This is a genomic window from Sphingobium psychrophilum (assembly GCF_012927105.1).
Classification (GTDB): Bacteria; Pseudomonadota; Alphaproteobacteria; order Sphingomonadales; family Sphingomonadaceae; genus Sphingobium; species Sphingobium psychrophilum.
This window is the reverse complement of sequence record NZ_JABBFV010000007.1, coordinates 66,189-85,853: the sequence shown is the minus strand read 5'-3', so window position 1 is coordinate 85,853 and position 19,665 is coordinate 66,189. Positions and strand designations below refer to the sequence as shown.

General features: G+C 63.7%; 20 protein-coding genes and 1 tRNA gene. 10 read left to right on the top strand and 11 right to left on the bottom strand.

Annotated features, from left to right (window positions below):
• Window positions 1–3: 3 nt before the first annotated feature.
• Genes glgB through glgX form a run of 4 tightly spaced genes read left to right on the top strand, consistent with a single transcriptional unit; the run spans window position 4 to window position 6,815 of the window.
• The gene (gene glgB / locus HHL08_RS11595) at window positions 4–2,181 is read left to right on the top strand and encodes a 1,4-alpha-glucan branching protein GlgB (protein ID WP_169573337.1); all 2,178 of its coding nucleotides are present in this window, start codon (window positions 4–6) and stop codon (window positions 2,179–2,181) included.
• 49 nt (window positions 2,182–2,230) lie between these two features.
• Window positions 2,231–3,490 (top strand): glucose-1-phosphate adenylyltransferase, encoded by a 1,260-nt coding sequence (glgC, locus tag HHL08_RS11590; protein ID WP_169573336.1) that lies wholly within the window; start codon window positions 2,231–2,233, stop codon window positions 3,488–3,490.
• Between the two features lie 8 nt (window positions 3,491–3,498).
• Entirely contained in the window at window positions 3,499–4,947 is a 1,449-nt protein-coding gene (gene glgA, locus HHL08_RS11585) for a glycogen synthase GlgA (protein ID WP_169573472.1), read from the top strand.
• The gene (gene glgX / locus HHL08_RS11580; RefSeq protein ID WP_328804649.1) at window positions 4,944–6,815 is read left to right on the top strand and encodes a glycogen debranching protein GlgX; all 1,872 of its coding nucleotides are present in this window, start codon (window positions 4,944–4,946) and stop codon (window positions 6,813–6,815) included. Before glgA ends, glgX begins: the two co-directional genes overlap by 4 nt.
• Here the strand turns inward: glgX and HHL08_RS11575 are convergent.
• The 5 genes from HHL08_RS11575 to HHL08_RS11555 all read right to left on the bottom strand — a co-directional run bounded on the left by HHL08_RS11575 (window position 6,816) and on the right by HHL08_RS11555 (window position 9,505).
• Window positions 6,816–6,891: transfer RNA gene (locus tag HHL08_RS11575), tRNA-Lys, on the bottom strand.
• Between the two features lie 42 nt (window positions 6,892–6,933).
• Complete coding sequence (folK, locus tag HHL08_RS11570) at window positions 6,934–7,371, bottom strand: 2-amino-4-hydroxy-6-hydroxymethyldihydropteridine diphosphokinase (protein ID WP_328804648.1); 438 nt, start codon at window positions 7,369–7,371, stop codon at window positions 6,934–6,936.
• A 50-nt stretch (window positions 7,372–7,421) separates the two neighbouring features.
• Window positions 7,422–7,652, bottom strand: coding sequence for a hypothetical protein (locus HHL08_RS11565; RefSeq protein WP_169573335.1), 231 nt, complete (start codon window positions 7,650–7,652; stop codon window positions 7,422–7,424).
• Entirely contained in the window at window positions 7,653–8,501 is an 849-nt protein-coding gene (gene aguB, locus HHL08_RS11560) for an N-carbamoylputrescine amidase (protein ID WP_169573334.1), read from the bottom strand.
• A gap of 17 nt (window positions 8,502–8,518) precedes the next feature.
• A complete protein-coding gene (locus tag HHL08_RS11555) occupies window positions 8,519–9,505 on the bottom strand; it encodes an agmatine deiminase family protein (protein WP_169573333.1) in 987 nt (328 codons plus the stop codon).
• Between the two features lie 98 nt (window positions 9,506–9,603).
• On the opposite strand from HHL08_RS11555, the gene HHL08_RS11550 reads away from it, so the two are divergent.
• Window positions 9,604–10,056: a DUF6265 family protein gene (locus tag HHL08_RS11550; RefSeq protein WP_169573332.1), complete on the top strand. Its 453-nt coding sequence runs from the start codon at window positions 9,604–9,606 to the stop codon at window positions 10,054–10,056.
• Between the two features lie 53 nt (window positions 10,057–10,109).
• Here HHL08_RS11550 and HHL08_RS11545 read toward each other — a convergent pair whose 3' ends face one another.
• Window positions 10,110–11,798, bottom strand: a complete 1,689-nt coding sequence (locus HHL08_RS11545; protein ID WP_169573331.1) for a M28 family metallopeptidase — start codon at window positions 11,796–11,798, stop codon at window positions 10,110–10,112.
• A 217-nt stretch (window positions 11,799–12,015) separates the two neighbouring features.
• Here HHL08_RS11545 and HHL08_RS25625 point away from each other — a divergent pair, with 217 nt between their 5' ends.
• Window positions 12,016–13,050, top strand: a complete 1,035-nt coding sequence (locus HHL08_RS25625; RefSeq protein ID WP_235955036.1) for a hypothetical protein — start codon at window positions 12,016–12,018, stop codon at window positions 13,048–13,050.
• Window positions 12,999–13,967, top strand: coding sequence for an alpha/beta hydrolase family protein (locus HHL08_RS25620; RefSeq protein WP_328804652.1), 969 nt, complete (start codon window positions 12,999–13,001; stop codon window positions 13,965–13,967). The genes HHL08_RS25625 and HHL08_RS25620 overlap by 52 nt, the downstream gene beginning before the upstream one ends.
• A 62-nt stretch (window positions 13,968–14,029) precedes the next feature.
• On the opposite strand, the gene rpsD is transcribed toward HHL08_RS25620, so the two are convergent.
• Complete coding sequence (rpsD, locus tag HHL08_RS11535) at window positions 14,030–14,644, bottom strand: 30S ribosomal protein S4 (protein ID WP_169573330.1); 615 nt, start codon at window positions 14,642–14,644, stop codon at window positions 14,030–14,032.
• 245 nt (window positions 14,645–14,889) lie between these two features.
• Here rpsD and HHL08_RS11530 point away from each other — a divergent pair, with 245 nt between their 5' ends.
• The gene (locus HHL08_RS11530) at window positions 14,890–15,207 is read left to right on the top strand and encodes a chorismate mutase (protein WP_169573329.1); all 318 of its coding nucleotides are present in this window, start codon (window positions 14,890–14,892) and stop codon (window positions 15,205–15,207) included.
• Between the two features lie 194 nt (window positions 15,208–15,401).
• Here HHL08_RS11530 and HHL08_RS11525 read toward each other — a convergent pair whose 3' ends face one another.
• The 4 genes from HHL08_RS11525 to rpiB form a co-directional block, all read right to left on the bottom strand.
• Entirely contained in the window at window positions 15,402–16,463 is a 1,062-nt protein-coding gene (locus HHL08_RS11525) for a TrmJ/YjtD family RNA methyltransferase (RefSeq protein WP_169573327.1), read from the bottom strand.
• Between the two features lie 130 nt (window positions 16,464–16,593).
• Window positions 16,594–17,055 carry a transcriptional regulator NrdR gene (nrdR, locus tag HHL08_RS11520; protein WP_056681966.1) on the bottom strand — a complete coding sequence of 154 codons (462 nt, stop codon included), beginning with the start codon at window positions 17,053–17,055 and terminating at the stop codon, window positions 16,594–16,596.
• A 93-nt stretch (window positions 17,056–17,148) separates the two neighbouring features.
• Window positions 17,149–18,450 (bottom strand): serine hydroxymethyltransferase, encoded by a 1,302-nt coding sequence (gene glyA, locus HHL08_RS11515; protein WP_169573325.1) that lies wholly within the window; start codon window positions 18,448–18,450, stop codon window positions 17,149–17,151.
• A gap of 12 nt (window positions 18,451–18,462) precedes the next feature.
• Window positions 18,463–18,900 carry a ribose 5-phosphate isomerase B gene (gene rpiB, locus HHL08_RS11510; protein ID WP_169573323.1) on the bottom strand — a complete coding sequence of 146 codons (438 nt, stop codon included), beginning with the start codon at window positions 18,898–18,900 and terminating at the stop codon, window positions 18,463–18,465.
• Between the two features lie 103 nt (window positions 18,901–19,003).
• Between rpiB and HHL08_RS11505 the strand changes: the two genes are divergently transcribed.
• Both HHL08_RS11505 and HHL08_RS11500 read left to right on the top strand, forming a co-directional pair.
• The gene (locus HHL08_RS11505; RefSeq protein ID WP_169573321.1) at window positions 19,004–19,192 is read left to right on the top strand and encodes a hypothetical protein; all 189 of its coding nucleotides are present in this window, start codon (window positions 19,004–19,006) and stop codon (window positions 19,190–19,192) included.
• Between the two features lies 1 nt (window position 19,193).
• Complete coding sequence (locus HHL08_RS11500; RefSeq protein ID WP_169573319.1) at window positions 19,194–19,622, top strand: hypothetical protein; 429 nt, start codon at window positions 19,194–19,196, stop codon at window positions 19,620–19,622.
• Window positions 19,623–19,665 lie beyond the last annotated feature (43 nt).

Sequence of the window (19,665 nt, the reverse complement as noted above, 5' to 3'; positions counted from 1 at the left end):
AGGGTGGCGTTGACGCCGGAACAGATCGACCGGCTGGTTACGGGCCTTGACGACGATCCCTTCGCCACGCTTGGCGTGCATCCGGCTGGCGCCATAGAGGGGAAGGGGGATTTCACCGCCTGCATGGTGATGCCCGAAGCGCTGAGCGTGACGGCGCAGACGCTGGACGGCAAGACGGTCGGTAATCTGACGCAGGTTCATGGCGACGGGCTGTTTTTCGGTAAGGTTGCTATCCGCAAACGCCAGCCGTTGCGCTATGTCGCCACCTTTGGCGATGGCGGCCACTATGCGATGATCGATCCCTATGGCTTCGGTCCGGTGCTGGGTCCGATGGACGATCATTATCTGGCGCAAGGATCGCACGGCCGCCTGTTCGACAAGCTCGGCGCGCATGTCATGACGCACGAAGGCGTCGAGGGGACGCATTTCGCGGTCTGGGCGCCCAATGCGCGGCGCGTGTCGGTGGTGGGCGACTTCAACCGCTGGGATGGTCGGCGCGGGCTGATGCGCCGTCGCGCCGATGCGGGCCTTTGGGAGATTTTCCTGCCCGAAGTCGGTCCGGGCAGCGCGTACAAGTTCGAAATTATCGGCGCGGACAGCGTGCGCCTGCCGCTCAAGGCCGATCCCTATGCCTTCAAAAGCGAATTGCGGCCCTCCACCGCATCGATCGTCGCTGCGCCGCTGGACCATAAATGGGGAGACGACCGACATCGCCAGCACTGGCGCACTACCGACGCCCGGCGCCAGCCGGTGTCGATCTACGAAGTCCATGCCGGGTCGTGGCAGCGCGACGACGAGGGTAATTTCCTTAGCTGGGACGAACTGGCCAACCGCCTGATCCCCTATGTCGTCGGCATGGGCTTCACCCATATCGAATTTCTGCCGATCAGCGAATATCCCTATGACCCCAGTTGGGGATATCAGACGCTGGGCCTTTACGCGCCGACCGCGCGCTTCGGCGATCCGGCGGGGTTCGCGCGCTTCGTGGACGGGGCGCATCGGGCGGGTATAGGCGTCATTCTGGACTGGGTGCCGGCGCATTTCCCGACCGACGAACATGGTCTGGCGCATTTCGACGGCACGGCGCTCTACGAACATGCCGACCCGCGCAAGGGGTTCCACCCCGACTGGAACACCGCCATCTATAATTTCGGGCGGCGCGAAGTGTCGCAATTTCTGGTCAACAATGCGCTGTTCTGGGCCGAACGCTATCATGTCGATGGCCTGCGGGTCGATGCGGTTGCGTCGATGCTGTACCTCGATTATTCGCGCAAACCCGGCGAATGGGTACCCAACGACCATGGCGGCCGGGAAAATGTGGAGGCCGTCGCCTTCCTCCAGCAGATGAACAAGGCGCTGTATGGCGCGCAGCCCGGCATCATGACCATCGCCGAGGAATCGACCAGCTGGCCCGGCGTGTCGAAGCCCGTCCACACCGGCGGGCTGGGCTTTGGCTTCAAATGGAATATGGGCTTCATGCACGATACGCTGCGTTATTTGCAGCGTGATCCGGTGCATCGCGCCCATCATCATGACGACATCACCTTTGGCTTGCTCTATGCCTTTACCGAGAATTTCGTGCTGGCGTTGAGTCATGACGAGGTGGTGCATGGCAAGGCGTCGCTGCTGCACAAGATGCCGGGCGATGATGCACAGAAATTCGCAACGCTGCGGGCCTATTATGGCTTCATGTGGGGCTATCCGGGCAAGAAGCTGCTGTTCATGGGGCAGGAGTTTGCCCAGCGCAGCGAATGGAGCGAGGAGCGCCCGCTCGACTGGGATCTGCTCGACCATGGGCCGCATCTGGGCGTGCAGCGGCTGGTGAGCGACCTCAACCATCTCTACCGCGCCCGCCCGGCGCTGCATGAGCGCGATTGCGAGCCGGAGGGGTTCGAATGGGTACTGGTCGATGGCGCGGCGGATTCGATCTTCGCCTGGCAACGGCGTGCGCCCGGCGTTCGCCCGATCGTCATCATCAGCCATTTCACCCCGATGCTGCGCCATGGCTATCGGATGCGGCTGCCGTCGGGCGGGCGGTGGCGCGAGATATTGAATAGCGATGCGGCCGATTATGGCGGCAGCGGCGCGGGCAATATGGGGCAGGTGCAGGCGGACGAGGAAGGGTGGGCGAACATCACCATCCCGCCCTTTGCAACCTTGATGCTGGAACTGGATTATTGAACACCGACGGCGCGTGCAGGCAGTCGCGGGTAACGCAAGGAGAGGCTTAATGCAGACGAGACATCAGCCGATCGCGCGTGACGCCATGGCCTATGTGCTGGCGGGCGGACGCGGCAGTCGGCTGGCCGAGCTGACCGACAAGCGGGCCAAGCCCGCCGTGCATTTCGGCGGCAAGGCGCGGATCATCGATTTCGCTTTGTCCAATGCGCTGAACAGCGGCATCCGCCGGATCGGCGTGGCGACCCAATATAAGGCCCACTCGCTGATCCGACACCTGCAACGCGGCTGGAATTTCCTGCGCCCCGAACGCAATGAAAGTTTCGACATCCTGCCCGCGAGCCAGCGCGTGTCGGAAAGCCAATGGTATGAAGGCACCGCCGACGCGGTGTTCCAGAATATCGACATCATCGAAAGCTATGCGCCCGAATATATGGTGCTGCTGGCCGGCGACCATGTCTATAAAATGGACTATGAGTTGATGCTGCAACAGCATGTCGATAGTGGCGCGGACGTCACCGTCGGCTGTCTGGAGGTGCCGCGGATGGAGGCGGTCGGCTTTGGCGTGATGCATGTCGATGAGCAGGACGTCATCACCGACTTCATCGAAAAGCCCAAAGACCCGCCCGGCATCCCCGGCCAGCCCGACATGGCGCTGGCGTCTATGGGAATCTACGTTTTCCAGACCAAATTCCTGATCGAACAATTGCGTCGCGACGCCGACGATCCCAAGAGCAAGCGCGATTTCGGCGGCGATATCATCCCTTATATCGTCAAGCATGGCAAAGCGGTGGCGCATCGATTTTCCAGTAGTTGCGTCCGCGCCGAGAGCGAGCTGGAGCCTTATTGGCGCGATGTCGGCACAATCGACGCCTATTGGCAGGCCAGCATCGACCTCACCGATGTCGTTCCCTCGCTTGACCTCTATGACCGCAGCTGGCCGCTCTGGACCTATTCAGAAGTCACACCGCCCGCCAAGTTCGTGCATGACGAGGACGGGCGGCGCGGTTCGGCCACATCCTCGCTCGTGGCGGGCGGGTGCATCGTGTCCGGCTCCTCGCTCCATCGCAGCCTGCTCTTTTCGGGCGTGCGCACCCACAGCTTCTCGTCGGTGACGGACAGCGTCATCATGCCCGATTGCGAGATCGGGCGCGGGGCGCGGCTGCATAAATGCGTGCTGGATTCTGGGATCATCATTCCGCCGGGCCTCATCATCGGCGAACATCCCGAAGACGATGCGCAGCGCTTCCGTCGCACGGACAGCGGCATATGCCTGGTGACGCAGCCGATGATCGACCGGCTGGTGGCCTGATCCCCGCCATGACGATCAAGCTGCTATCGGTCGCGTCCGAAATCTATCCGCTGATCAAGACCGGCGGGCTGGCCGATGTCGCGGGCGCGCTGCCCGGCGCGCTGGCGAGGCAGGGGGTGCAGGTGCGCACGCTTATCCCCGGCTATCCCGCCGTCATCGCGCGCCTGGGCAAGGCGAAGGCGGTGCGCCGATACGACGATCTGTTCGGGGCGAGCGCCAGCGTGCTGGCCGCGCAGGTCGACGGCCTGGACCTGCTGGTGCTGGATGCGCCAGACTTTTTCGCGCGCGAAGGCGGCCCCTATGGCGATCATGGCGGCAATGACTGGAACGACAATTGGCGGCGCTTCGCCGCCCTGTCGCGCGCCGGGGCGGATATAGCGGCGGACGGGGTGAAGGGGTGGCGGCCCGACATCGTCCATGTCCATGACTGGCAGGCGGCGATGACCGCCGCCTATATGCGCTTTGGCCCGGCGGCGCATGTGCCCAAGGTCGTGACGATCCACAATCTCGCCTTCCAGGGCCGGTATAGCGCGGGCATCTTCCCCGACCTCGGCCTGCCGCCCGAAGCCTGGGGCGTCGATGGCGTCGAATATTATGGCGGCACCGGCTATCTGAAGGCGGGGCTGGTATCGGCCGACGCGATCACCACGGTCAGCCCCAGCTATGCGCAGGAAATCCGGTCGGCGGTCCATGGCATGGGGCTGGATGGCCTGATCAACGGCCGGGTGGACCGGCTGCACGGCATATTGAACGGCGTCGATACCGACATCTGGAACCCGGCGACCGACGGCCTGATCGCCAAGCCGTATAGCGCGCGCGCATTGGGCGGGCGAGCAGCGAACCGCCGTGCGCTCGAACGGCGCTTCGGGCTGGATCATGACGGTGCGCCGATCTGCATCATCGTCAGCCGCCTGACCTGGCAGAAGGGCATGGACATGATGATCGACGCGGCCGAACATCTGGTCGCGCTGGGGGGCAAGCTGGCCGTGCTGGGATCGGGCGATCATCCGCTCGAAGGCGCGCTCCTGGGGGCCGCGGACCGGCATCGTGGTCGGATCGGCGTGCAGATCGGCTATGACGAGCCGCTGTCGCACCTGATGCAGGCGGGCGGGGACGCCATATTGATCCCCTCGCGCTTCGAACCGTGCGGCCTGACCCAGCTTTATGCGCTGCGCTATGGCTGCGTGCCGGTGGTGGCGCGGGTCGGTGGGCTGGCCGACACGGTGATCGACGCTAATGAGGCCGCGGTGGGCGCGGGCGCAGCGACCGGTATCGTGTTTACGCCGTCCGATCCGCTGGCGCTGCATGGCGCGATCAACCGGCTGGTGGACCTGTATGGGGACAAGGTGGCGTGGCAGGCGATGCAACGCGCGGGGATGCGCGCCGACTTTTCCTGGCCCCATAGCGCGGCGAAATATGCGGACCTGTATCGGTCGTTGATCGCGGAGGCGGCGTGACGCCGGGCATATCGGTGGGGCCAAGCGGCACACGCTTTTGCGTCTGGTCGCCCGAGGCGACCCAATTGTGGCTTTGCCTGTTCGACAGCGACGATCGCGAGGTCCGCCTGCCGATGCTGCGCGATGCGGACGGCTGCTGGCATGTCGAGGCGGCGGGCGTCGGCGCGGGCGCGCGCTACGGCCTGCGCGCCGATGGCCCCTATGATCCGGACGCGGGCCTGTGGTTCGACCCCGACAAGCTGCTGCTCGATCCCTATGCGCCTGCGATCGACCGGGCGTTCCACTATGATCCGGCGCTGGGCGCGCCGCGTGGGCGCGGGTGCGACACCGCGCGGCTGATGCCCAAGGGTGTCGTCGCGGCCGCAATCGAACCGCTGCCGCCGGAGCCGCCACGCTTCGCGCCGGGCGGCCTCATCTACGAAGTGCAGGTGCGCGGTTTCACCATGCTGCACCCTGACGTCCCGCCAGCGCAGCGCGGTACCATCGCGGCGCTGGCTCATCCGGCGGTCATCGCGCATCTGCAAAGCCTGCATGTGTCCGCAATCGAGCTGATGCCGATCAACGCCTGGATCGACGAGCGGCATTTGGGGCCGCTGGGCCTCACCAACGCCTGGGGCTATAATCCGGTCAGCTATTTCGCGCTCGACCCGCGGCTGGCGCCTGGCGGCATGGCGGAATTGCGCGCGATGGTGGCGGCGCTGCATCAGGCAGGCATCGGCGTGATCCTCGACATGGTTTACAATCATGACGGCGAAAGCGACGCGCAGGGGCCGACCCTGTCGCTGCGCGGGCTGGATGCGCGCGGCTATTTCCGCCACGGAGCCGACGGGCGGCTGATCAACGATACCGGCACCGGCAACAGTATCGCCTGCAACGCGCCGGTCACGCGCCGCCTGATCCTCGATTCGCTGCGCTATTTCGTGGCACAGGCGGGGGTGGATGGCTTCCGCTTCGACCTTGGCCCGGCGCTGGGGCGGATGGCGGACGGCTTCGATCCCCATGCGCCATTGTTGCAGGAGATGCGCGCCGATCCGCTGCTGGCAGACCGCATCCTGATCGCCGAGCCGTGGGACATCGGTCCGGGCGGCTATCAACTGGGCAATTTCGGCGAGGGGTGGCTGGAATGGAACGACCGCTATCGTGACGACATGCGCCGCTTCTGGCGCGGCGATGCGGGAACGCTGGGCGCGTTGGCTACGCGGCTGGCCGGTTCATCGGATATTTTCGGCAACGGCATGACCCGCAGCGTCAATTTCCTGGCCGCCCATGATGGTTTCACCCTGGCCGACCTGACCGCTTACGAGCAGCGCCACAATGATGCCAATGGCGAACAGAATCGCGATGGTCATGGCGAAAATTTCAGCTGGAACAATGGCGTCGAGGGGACGAGCGATGATCCGGCGATTGAGGCCGCGCGGGTCGGCGATATCAAGGCGTTGTTTGCCACTCTCTTCGCATCGCGCGGCGCGATCATGCTGACCGCTGGCGACGAGTTCGGCCGAACCCAGCAGGGCAACAACAATGCCTATGCGCAGGATAATGCGATCGGCTGGATCGATTGGGACGGGCGGGATCGCGATCTGGAGGCGCATAGTTTCGCACTGGCTAGGCTGCGGGCGGACACGCCCGATCTGAGCGGCGTGACGCTATTGTCCGATGCCGACGTGGAATGGCTGGACGAGGATGGACGGGCGCTGACCGTGGGCCAGTGGGAAGACCCGTCCCGCCGCCGCCTGACGATGCGCTACCGCGCGAGCGGGGTCGCGATCTGCGTCAATGGCGACGCGCAACCCTGCCGCTTTCATGTGGCGGACGGCGCTATCGAAGTGGGCGGCCGCTCCGTCGCGCTGATGCGACCGGAACGATGATGGTGAGTCCAGCTGGGTTCGAACCAGCGACCTACTGATTAAAAGTCAGTTGCTCTACCGACTGAGCTATGGACCCCCGAAGCGGTGGAGGTTGCCCTAAAGGCGGCGGGGCGGATGGTCAACTCTTTGGGGCGGCTTTTTGTAACCGCGCATGCAGATGGCGGACGGTGATCGCGAGATGCGGGTCGCGCCAATCGGGGGCGACCGCCAGCAGCGGCTTCAGCACGAAGCTGCGGCTGCGATAGGCGGCATGGGGAATGGTCAGCGTCCGGCTGCGCCACGGGCCGCCCGACCACAGGATGATGTCGATATCGACGCTGCGCGCCCCCCAGCGGCGATAGCGGCGGCGGCCCAGCCGGTTTTCGATGTTCTGAAGGAAGCCCAGCATTGCGGGCGGGGACAGCGCGCTTTCGACCAGGATCGCACTATTGGCGAAGCGGCGGGCCGACGGGCCGAGCGGCGTAGTGGAGAGCGTGGGCGCAATGCGCAGCACCCGCGCATGTTCGCCGATCAGCGCTATCGCCTCCGTCAGCAGCTGCGCGGGCGTGCGCCGCACGGACAGCGGCCTGTTCGATCCCAGCGCCAGCGCATAGAGATGGGGCGCGTCTATCGAACCCCATCCCTGGCCTGCGCCTTCATCTGCGCATAGCTGGCCTCGCGCGCGTCGATCGGCAGCGACAGCAGATAGCGCAGGGCGTCCTTATAGGTCAGGAAGGGGCGATCGTCCGCCGTGACGGGGACGGTGCGCCCATTATACATCCGCTTCAGCAACCGCTTTTGCGGCCGGCTGAGGTCGTCGGGCTGACCGGTGGCATCTTCGCTATCAGTCGCGTCCATTCAGATATCCTGCGCGATCCGACCGTAAAGGTCGGGTCGGCGATCGCGGAAGAAGCCCATGCCCGCGCGATGGGTGCGCGCTTTGGCCAGGTCCAGCGTGGCGACCAGCGCGCCCTGGTCCTTCGCGTCCGCTTCGGCGGCGAAATCGCCCCATTCGTCGGTGATGAAGCTGTGGCCGTAGAAAAGCTGGCCGTCCTCGTCGCCGATGCGGTTGGCGGCGATCACTGGCATGCAGTTGCTGACCGCATGGCCGATCATCGCCCGCCGCCACATGCGGCTGGTGTCCAGTTCCGTATCATAAGGTTCGGAGCCGATCGCGGTGGGATAGAACAGCATTTCCGCCCCCATCAACGCCATGCAGCGCGCCGTTTCAGGATACCATTGGTCCCAGCAGATGCCCACGCCAATGGTGCCATATTTGGTCGGCCACACCTTGAATCCGCTATTGCCGGGGCGGAAATAATATTTTTCCTCATAGCCCGGCCCGTCGGGAATGTGGCTCTTGCGATAGACGCCCATGATCTCACCTTCGTCGTCGATCATCGCGAGCGAGTTGTAGTGATGCTGGCCGTCTCGCTCGAAAAAGCTGGTCGGGATATAGACGCCCAGTTCCTTGGCGAGTTTGCGCATTGCCTGCACCGCTGGATGCGTATCGGTAGGCTGGGCGTTGGCGAACAGGGCCTCATCCTCGACGCAACAGAAATACGGCCCTTCGAACAGTTCGGGCGGCAGGATGATTTTAGCGCCGCGCATCGCGGCCTTGCGCACATGGTCCGCGACCTTGGCGATATTCTCGCCCATATCGTCGGAAAAGCTAAGCTGAAGCGCGGCTACGGTTACTTTGGTCATGTCTGTCCCTGAACCTATCAGACGGATGGCATCTGCTGGCTGCAACAATGGAAGCTGCCGCCGCCCGACAATATGGCGTCGCTCCGCAGCCCGACAATATCCCGGCCCGGAAAGAAGGGGCGGAAGGCGTCGAGCGCGGCCTGATCGTTGGGCTGGCCATAGACGGGCACGATGACGGCGGCGTTGCCGACATAGAAATTCATGTAGCTGGCCGGGATCGCCTCCCCATCCACCAGCACCAGGCCGGGGGAGGGGATGTCCACCACCTCGACGCCATGCGCCTGCGCGCGGGCGCGGGCGTCGGCATAGAGGGCGGCGTTGGGATCGTCCTGCGTCGTTGCGATCGGTAGCGCCAGTTTGCCCGGCGCGACGAAGCGGGCGAGATTGTCGACATGGCCGTCGGTATGGTCATTGAGCAGCCCATCGCCCAGCCACAGCATGTTGGACAGGCCCAGCGCGCCGGCGAGCAGCGTCTCGATCTTGCCGCGGTCCAGGTCCGGGTTGCGGTTGGGATTGAGCAGGCATTGCTCGGTCGTCACGAACAGGCCGGTGCCGTCGGTGTCGATCGCGCCGCCTTCGAAAACCCAATGCTGGGTCGAAACCGGCATATCGGTGGTCGCGGCCAGCCGCGCGCCGATATCCTCGTCGCCCGGCATCTGATATTTGCCGCCCCAGCCGTTGAAGCCGAAATCGACCAGCGCCCGGCCTCCTGCGCCGTTCAGAACCGCGATCGGCGCGGTGTCGCGCAGCCAGACGTCGCCCAGATGCTGAACAACGATCGAGACACCTGATGCGACCAGCGCGCGAGCGGCGAGCGCATCGGCTTCATTGGCCACGACCAGCCGCACCTCCTCGCCCCTACCGTCGGCATGGAGGGCGCTGGCGAAGGCAGCGATCTGCTGGCGCGCTTCCTCGAACGCGCCGGGCCATTCGGCGGGGTTGGTCGGAAAGCCGATCCAGGTCCAGTCGTGCGGTGCCCATTCGGCGGACATACGGAAAGTCATGGCTTTTATCCTTGCTCGGCAGGGTGCCGATCCGTGATAGCGGGGTTTGCGCGCGCTCCATAGCGTGCCGGATGGCGTGTGGACAGAGGGCGAAGGCCATGAAGAGACAAGTTTCGATCATCGCTGCGGCGCTGCTGCTGGCGCTGCCGGCTATTAGCAACGCGGGCGAATTGCCCGACTGGCTGACCGGCGAATGGCTGCAAAAGCGGGACGATCGCTGGACCGAAGAGGTGTGGACGCTGCCGCGCGGCGGCACGATGATCGGCGTGGGTCGCACCGGACGCGGAGAAACGCTGCGGTCCTGGGAAGTGATGCGCATCGTGCGTGCGGCCGACGGATCGCTGACCCTCCATGCCGCGCCCGAAGGCGGCCCCGCAACCATCTTCCCCGTCGTCGCGGAAGGGGTGCGGGACATCAGCTTCGCCAACCCTGACCATGATTATCCCCAACGCATCCGTTACTGGCGGGAGGGGCGGCTGCTGATGGCCGAAACCGCCAGGATGGACGGCAGCCAGGCGCAGAATTGGACCTATACGCCGGCCGGGGAGTGACGCATCGAGCCCCGGAAGGGCGTGCTCCTGCCTACGCAGGAGCACGATAGCGTTTATTGCCCCGCCCGATCCTTGTCGCGGATGGCGCGGAATTCATCGCCATCCACCCAGTTGGGCCAGTCGGTCGTGGTCGCCAGATCGCGGCCGACATTGTAATAGAGTGTCAGGTCGGCCTGCACGCCGGTCCAGTCCCAACTGGCGTCATATTCGTCCTTGGGGCCATGATAGCGGTTGGTGGTATAATCCTCCGCCGCGGCCAGTCCCGCCGCGGTGCCGCCCTTGACCAAATCCTCGCCGCCTTCGAAATACAGCATCGGCACGCCATGTTTGGCGAAGCTGAAATGATCCGAACGATAGTAGAAGCCCTTTTCAGGGGTCGGTTCCAGCGTCGATACCCGGCCCTGCGTGGACAAGGCCCGGTCTAGATAGCCATCGAGCTGCGACTTGCCCTTGCCGATCACCACGACATTCTTCGCCAGGCCCGCGACGCTGAGCGCATCCATGTTCACGCCGCCCACCGTCTTGGCGAAGGGGAAGACGGGGTTGTTGCCATAATAGGCTGATCCCAGCAGACCCGATTCCTCGGCCGTCACCGCCAGAAACACCTGGCTGCGGTCGGTCGGCCCGGCCTGCACATTGGCCTGCGCCAGCGCCACCAGCGCTGCCGTGCCGGTCGCGTTATCGACCGCGCCGTTGCAGATGTCGTCGCCGTCCGGCGCGGCCTGGCAATGGCCGAGGTGATCCCAATGGGCGCTGTAGAGGACATATTCATCCGGCCGCGTCTTGCCGGGCAGCAGCGCCACGACATTTTTCGACATATGTTTGCGCAGGTCGTTGTCGAACGAGACATTGGCCTTCACCCCTGTTAGCGGCACGGCCTTGAAGCCCGGCTTCTTCGCCGCGGCCATTTGTGCGTCCAGGTTCAGGCCCGCGCTGGCGAACAGCGCGGCCGCCTTGTCCTTCTGGAGCCAGCCGATCGCTTGAGCTTGGTCGGCATTGCCGTTGGCGCTGTCCGCGACATGCTGCGCCCCGGTCCAGCTTGATTGCACGACGTTCCAGCCATAGGCGGCCGGTACGGTATCGTGCACGATGATCGCGGCGGCCGCGCCCTGCCGCGCGGCCTCCTCATATTTGTATGTCCAGCGGCCATAATAGGTCATTGCCCGGCCGTTGAACGGGCCGGTCAGCCCCGGCGTTTCATAATCGGGGTCGTTGACCAGGATGACGACCGTCTTGCCCTTCACGTCCAGCCCGGCATAGTCGTTCCAGCCCTTTTCGGGCGCGTTGATGCCATAGCCCACGAACACCACCGGGCTGTCCTTGATCGCGATCCTGGGCTGGGTGGTGCGATAAGTGCCGATCACCATTTCCGGGCCATAGGCGGCGGTGACGTCGCTCTTGCCGCCGGTAAACCTGAGCGGCGAGACATTCCTCGCATTGATCTCGACCAGCGGCACGTCCTGAAACCAGCTGCCCTTGTTGCCGGGTTGCAGGCCGAGCTTGCTAAATTCGGCGGCGAGGAGCGCCAGCGTCTTCTCCTCGCCGGGCGATCCGGGCGCGCGGCCCTCATAGGCGTCGGAGGACAGCTGCTGCACCAGCCGCTTCATCGTATCGATCGACGGTTCTGCGGCAGCGGTGGCGGGCGGCGTGGCGGATGCCGCGGCGGGCGGGGTGTCGGCGCCGTCGGTCGTGCAGGCCGACAGGGCAAGGACGGCGGCGATCGCCGCGATGGAGCTACGCATGGAAGTCACCCTTTGTTTTACTAATGCGCAAGTGATGCCACCGCGCGGGGGGAAGGGCAAGCAAGCCAGCTTCCATGTCCGCTCCGCTGCCCCGCCTTGCCAACAAGAGGAGTCTGCCTAGAACGGAATTGGGAAATCTGGGCCATCGCTAACGATCGGCAGTCACAGGGAAAAGGGCGGCATGAGATATCGGCTGTATACTATATTGGCAGTCTTGATGACGGCAGGAATGGCCGGCACGGCACCAGCCGAAACGCCCGATGACATGGCGAAGCGTTTTGGCGCGCGAGAGGCGGTGGAGCAGGCGAGCCTTTCGCCGGACGGCAATTATGTCGCGCTGGTCCAACCACTGGCGGGACAAGGCGGCGCTGTCTATGTCATCGACCTTCGCGGCTCCGGCCAGTTCAAACCAACCCGCATCCTTGTGGCGGACGGCAAGCCGGAACGCATCGCATCCTGTTCCTGGGCCAGCGCCAAGCGCCTGCTTTGCACCGTCTTTGGCATGGTCGAATTGGCGATCGGCGACATCGGTCCGGTGTCCAGGGTTCTGGCTATCGATCTGGATGGCCAAAATATGAAGATGCTCGGTACTGGGCGGGGCAATGGGCGCGCGCTCGGCTACGACCTGTTTGGTGGATCGATCATCGACTGGTCGACCGGCGTCGACGGGCATGTTCTGATGACACGGCGCTATGTGCCGGAAGAAACGGTTGGCTCTCGCGCTGCCCAGACCAAAGATGGGCTTGGGGTTGATGACGTCGATAGCGCAACGCTTCGATCAGTGCCGATGGAGCGGCCGCGCCCGGACGCGGACGGCTATCTGAGCGATGGACGCGGCGCTGTGCGGGTGATGACTGTCCGCACCAGCGATGCCGCCGGTTATGTGCGTGGTCGACAGCGACACTTGTTTCGTTCCAAGGCGGGTGGACCATGGCAGGCGTTGAGCGAAAGCGATGAGACGGGCAATGGTTTCGAGCCGCACCATGTCGATTTCGATGGCGATCTTGCCTATGGATTGAAGCGGATCAACGGACGGGTCGCGGCGTTCAGCAAATCGCTAGACGGAAAAGCGACGGAGAATTGTTGTTTGCCCACCCGCAAGTCGATGTGGATGGCTTCGTCACTATTGGCCGCAATCACCGAACGATCGGCGTCACCTATGTCGTCGACAAGCGTGAAGTATTTTATTTCGATCCGGCCATGGCGAAACTGGCCAACTCGCTGGCGAAAGCATTGCCCGACCTGCCGCTGATACGGATCGTCGACGCCAGTCAGGAAGAAGGCAAATTGCTGCTATGGGCAGGCAGCGACACCAATGCCGGGCGCTATTTCGTGCTTGATCGCGCCAGCAGCCACATGGAGATCGTCACCGCGGATCGTCCGCAATTGGAGGGGGTCCGTACTGCGCAAGTCAAGCATGTGCGCTACCCGGCCGGGGATGGGACGATGATCCCTGCCTATCTGACCTTGCCGCCTGATGGGGCCGCGAAAAATCTGCCAGCGATTGTCATGCCCCATGGTGGCCCGGAAGCGCGGGATGAATGGGGATTTGACTGGATCGCCCAATTTTTCGCAAGCCAAGGCTATGCCGTGCTTCAGCCCAATTTCCGCGGATCGGCAGGCTATGGGCAAAATTGGTTCCAGGACAATGGCTTCAAAAGCTGGCGCACCGCCATTGGGGATGTCGACGATGCCGGCCGCTGGTTGCTGAGCGAAGGGGTGGCGGCGCCCGGCCGCCTGGCCATCATGGGCTGGTCCTATGGCGGATATGCCGCGCTTCAGTCGGCTGTGACCGAACCCGGCCTGTTCAAGGCGGTCATCGCCGTCGCGCCAGTGACGGACCTGGACCGACTTCGCGAAGAACGCCGGAACTGGAGCAATTTTGCGCTGGTCAGCGCCTATATCGGTGATGGCCCCCATATCGAGGCAGGCTCGCCCGCCCGTCATGCCGCAGCGTTCAGCGTCCCGGTGTTGATGTTCCACGGTACCATGGATCGCAATGTATCGTTCCGGCAATCGCGCCTGATGGACGATCGACTGAAAAAGGCGAACAAGGCGTCGGAACTCGTCATCTATGACGGATTGGACCATTATTTGCAGGATAGTGCGGCACGTGCCGATCTGCTCGGTCGTAGTGCCGCTTTCTTGGCCAAGGCGCTGCACCCATGACACGAAAAAGGGCGGCTCCTTCGCAGGGCCGCCCTTCTTTGTAACTCTGCTCGGAAAACCGATTAGCGCGAATAGAATTCGACGACCAGGTTCGGTTCCATCTTCACCGGGTAAGGCACTTCGTCCAGCGTAGGCACGCGGACATAGGTGACTTTGGTCGCGCCGTCGGGAGCGACATAGTCGGGAATGTCACGCTCGGCCAAAGCCTGCGCTTCCATCACCAGCGCCATTTCCTGCGCCTTCTTGCCCAGGGTGATTTCGTCGCCCGGCTTTACCAGGCGCGACGCGATGTTGCACTTCACGCCATTCACATAGATGTGGCCGTGCGACACGATCTGGCGCGACGAGAAGATGGTCGGGGCGAACTTGGCGCGGTACACGACGGCGTCCAGGCGACGTTCGAGCAGGCCGATCAGGTTCTGGCCGGTGTCGCCCTTCATACGGCTGGCTTCGAAATAGTTCTTCTTGAACTGCTTTTCCGTGATGTCGCCGTAATAGCCCTTCAGCTTCTGCTTGGCGCGCAGCTGGATGCCGTAATCGGACACCTTGCCCTTGCGGCGCTGGCCGTGTTGACCGGGACCATATTCGCGCTTGTTGACAGGCGACTTGGGACGGCCCCAGATATTCTCGCCCATGCGACGGTCGAGCTTGTACTTGGCGCTGGTGCGCTTCGTCATAGATAATTCCTAGTAATTGCTAACCACGTTTGTTCACCCCCCTGATCCGAAAACCGGTTCCCACTTTTCGGGGAGGGTGAATGTTATTCCCGGTATCGCCTACGTCCATATTGCGCCTTGGCGCTCAGGGGCAGGGCCACCGCTTCACCGGGGTGCGGAGCCAATTGCGAAGGCGCGCCTATGACCAGAAGAGGCCGACGAGTCAAGTCTCGACACGACGGCAGCGGCAGCTTAGTCCCGCGGGCATGACTCCCGAACATTATTCCACCATGGCGCAGGTGCGCGCCGGCGTCGACAATCTCGACCGGCAGATCGTCGCCCTGCTGGCCCAGCGCTTCGCCCATATGCGCGCTGCCGCCCGGATCAAGCCGGATCGTAGCGCGGTGCGCGACGAAGCGCGCAAGGCGGAAGTCATCGCCAATGCCTGCGCCGAGGCGGAGGCATTGGGCGTGCCGTGCGATCTGATCGCGGGCATGTGGGAAGAACTGGTCGAAGCGTCGATCGCTTACGAACTGGCGGAGTTCGACCGGACGCGGGGTCCGCATCAGGATACCCAATCCTAACCACACCGTTCGTCCTGAGTAGCCATTGAGCCTGTCGAAATGGCGTATCGAAGGACCCAGCGCAGCGCCAGATGCTTCGATATGGGTCTTCGGCTTCACCTTTGGTGAAGTTTATCCTGAGCGCCTGCTGCAAGCAGGCAGTCGAAGGGCTCAGACGCTACTCAGCACGAACGGAGGGAGGTAAATCCGTCGCCTCAGCGTTCCCGCGGCCTGTTCAAATGCGACAACACCCCGCGCAGCGTCCGCACCTCCAGATGGTTCCAGCCCGGCTTGGTCAGCAGGTTGCGCAGCGTCAGCCGGGTGGCGCCGGCGCGATCGGGCGGGAAGAAATAGCCGACCTTCACCAGCAGTGCGTCTAGTTGCTCGATCATGCCCTCCAACTCCACCTGCGGCGCGGGTTCGCCCAGGTCGGTGATGGTCGGTTGTTTGAGGTCCGCCTGTTTGGACCATTCATAGGCGCACAGGATGACCGCCTGCGCCAGGTTCAATGATCCAAATTCCGGGTTGATCGGCACGGTCAGAATCTTGCGCGCGAGCGCGACGTCCTCCGTTTCCAGCCCTGAGCGTTCTGGCCCGAACACATAGGCGCAGCGGCCCTGCGCGGCATGGACTTCGCGCGCGGCCTCCTCCGGCGTCACCACCGGCTTGGTCACCCCGCGCTTGCGCACCGTGGTCGCGTACACATGGGCGCAGTCTGCGACCGCATCGGCCAGCGTTTCATAGACCTGCGCCTGATCGAGAATGAAGTCCGCGCCCGCGGCGGTCGGCCCGGCATCGGGATTGGGCCAGCCGTCGCGTGGGGACACCAGCCGCATCTCGGTCAGCCCGAAATTCAGCATGGCCCGCGCAGCCTTCCCGATATTCTCGCCCAATTGCGGACGGACCAGGACGATGACGGGGGAGGGGGTGGGGGTGTTATCAGTCATTTTACTACCGTTCGTCCTGAGTAGGGGCTGAGCCTGTCGAAGCCCCATATCGAAGGATTTGCGCGCCGCTTGCCGGATGGCATCCCAGTCTCCCGCAATCAGGCCTTCCTTCTTTTTGCGTGACCAGCCCTTGATCTGCTGCTCTGCGGAAAGGGCCTCATCTCGCGAACTAAATTCTTGGCTCCAGACCAACGTCATGGGGCGACGGCTCTGGGTATATCCCGCAATCTCGCCAGCCTGGTGCTGCGCGATACGCTGCTCCAGATTATCGCTATGGCCTAGATAATAGCTGCCGTCTGCACAGTGCAGCATATATGTATGAAACGTCATTGCGTGATCCTTCGATACGCCATTTCGACTTCGCTCAATGGCTACTCAGGACGAACGGAGAGGGGAAGAGGCCTGGACTGGACGGATGCGGAAAGGCTCAGGGCGAACGGGTGGAGAGCCGGGCGCATCCTCACTCCCGCCCGACTTCCTTCACCGTCCCTGCAAATTCCTCGAAATCCTTCGCGTCGGTGAAGTCCTTATAGACGCTGGCGAAACGGATATAGGCGACGCTGTCGAGACGTTTCAGCCCTTCCATCACCATTTCGCCGATCGCGCGGGCGGGGACTTCGCTGTCGCCGCTGGTTTCCAACTGGCGCTGGATGCCGGAGATCAGCTTTTCCAGCCGGCTGGGGTCAATCGGCCGCTTGCGGCAGGCGATGCCAATGGAGCGGGCGAGCTTGTCCCGCTCGAACGCTTCCTTGCGCCCCTCGCTCTTCACCACCCATATGTCGCGCAACTGGATGCGCTCGAAGGTCGTGAAGCGCGCGCCGCAGGCTTCGCACTGGCGGCGGCGGCGGATGGCGTTGCCATCCTCCGTCGGCCGGCTGTCCTTCACCTGGCTGTCTTCATGGGCGCAGAAGGGGCAGCGCATGATCTAATCAATCTCCGTTCGTTTCGAGCGTGTCGAGAAACGTCTGTGCGAGCGTGTCTCGACTGCGCCCGACACGAACGGCCTGGTTTGCCCTCAGTAGATCGGGAAACGGCTCGTCAGGCCCAGTACCTTTTCACGCACATGCTGTTCGACCTGACCATCGCCTTCGTCGCCATTGCGCTTGAGGCCTTCCACGACCTCGGCAATCAGGCGGCCGATCTCACGAAACTCTTCCTCACGGAAACCGCGGGTCGTGCCGGCCGGCGTGCCCAGACGGACGCCGGACGTGACGAACGGGCTGGCCGTGTCGAACGGCACATTATTCTTGTTGCAGGTGATATAGGCGCGATCCAGCGCCTTTTCCGCGGCCTTGCCGGTGGTGTTCTTAGGCCGCAGGTCGACCAGCATCAGGTGATTGTCGGTGCCGCCCGACACGATCGACAGGCCGGCGTCGGCCAGCGTCTCGCTCAGCGCGCGGGCGTTGGCGACGATCTGGTGCGCATAGGCCTTGAATTCCGGCGTCAGCGCTTCCTTGAACGCCACCGCCTTGGCCGCGATGATGTGCATCAGCGGGCCGCCCTGCATACCGGGGAAGATGGCGCTGTTGATCTTCTTGGCGATCGCCTCGTCATTGGTCAGGACGATGCCCGACCGCGGGCCACGCAGCGACTTGTGGGTCGTGGTGGTGGTGACATGGGCGTAGGGGACGGGCGAGGGGTGCGCGCCGCCGGCGACCAGGCCGGAGAAGTGCGACATGTCGGCCAGCAGATAGGCGCCAACCTCGTCGGCGATCTCGCGGAACCGCTTGAAATCCCATACGCGCGAATAGGCGGTGCCGCCGCAGATGATGAGCTTGGGCTTGCTCTCCCGCGCGATGCGGGCGACTTCGTCCATGTCGATCAGATGATCGTCCGCGCGCACGCCATAGGCGACCGGCTTGAACCACTTGCCCGACATGTTGACCGGGGAACCATGGGTCAAGTGACCGCCCGACGACAGGTCGAGGCCCATGAAGGTGTCGCCCGGTTGCAGCAGCGCCAGGAACACGGCCTGATTCATCTGGCTGCCGCTATTGGGCTGGACGTTGGCGAAGTTCGCACCGAACAGTTCTTTCGCGCGCTCGATTGCCAGCGTTTCGACGACGTCTGCATATTCGCAGCCGCCATAATAGCGCTTGCCCGGATAGCCTTCGGCATATTTGTTGGTGAAGATCGAACCGGCCGCTTCCAGCACGGCTTTGGACACGATGTTCTCGGATGCGATCAGCTCGATCTTGTCCTGCTGGCGCTTCAACTCATGCTCGATCGCGCCGAAGATTTCCGGGTCCGCGCTGGCGAGATTTTCGCTGAAGAAGCCGTCCTGGCGGATGGCGGGGGCGAGGGTGTCGGTGCTCATCGAAACTTCCTTTCAGAGCGCGGGATGGGACAATTTTTCGACGCGGCCGGCATGGCGGCCCCCGCCGAAATCGGTGGTGAGGAAAGCGGTGACGCAGGCCTTGGCCATGTCCACGCCGGTCAGGCGGGCACCCATGGCCAGAACATTGGCGTCATTATGTTCGCGCGACAGGGCGGCCGACAGCGGTTCCCCCACCAGCGCGCAGCGGCAGGCCGGATGGCGGTTGACCGCGATCGATATGCCGATGCCAGAGCCGCACAGCGCAATGCCACGTTCCGCGTCGCCCGATGCGACCGCTGACGCCAGTTTGTAACCATAATCGGGATAATCGACGCGATCGGCGGTCGCAGGGCCAAGGTCGGCGACCGCATGGCCCTCGTCGCGCAGCCATTGGGCAAGCTCCGCCTTCAGGTCGATAGCGGCATGATCGGAAGCGATGGCGATTTTCATAAGGCGCGGCCCCTGCGGTCATGGGGTGATTCGTTTCTGCGCGCCTCATAGGGGGAGAGGACGGCAATTGCCACTGTCCAGCTTGCCACCTATGACAGGCGGCATGGCAGGTACGATTTTATCCATATTGATGCTCGCGGGCATATTGCTGACCGGTGGCGGCGTCTATGCGATCGTGAAGAAGGGCGACCGCAAGCGCGGCGGCCTGATGATCTTCGCTGGGCTGGTGATGTTCGGCAATGTCGCGATCAGTGCGATTCCGGGGCCTGACCTGCCGCTGGAGCAGCGTTGACATGCGCCGCCACGGGTTACTAGCGCTCCTGCTGACAGGCGTCTGTGGCCTGACCGCACCCTTGGCCGGTGCCGCGACGCCGCTACCGCCGCCAGCGGCCGCTTCGCCCGCTCCGGCGCAGATACGCGGCCTGTCCTGCACCGCCGACGACCGATCCGTGCGGGAAATCGTGATCGATTTCACCGCCGGGCGCTGGCGCGAAGGCGGCCGGGGCTGGAACAAGATCGCGGCGCAGGACGATGCGACGATCACCCTGGTCCAGCAGGGCGGCGGCATGTTCAGCGGCCTTCTGAGCGACACGCGGCGGTTGGAACGGCTGGACCGATCGACCCTGATATTGTCGACCGAACTGCACTCCGGCCTGATCGACGAAGTGCGATCCTATCGCTGCAAGATCGTCGCGCCCTTCGATGCGAAGCGGCAGATATAGGGGGCAGGTGAGGGACGGCATGGATTGGCTGGTGACCTAACTA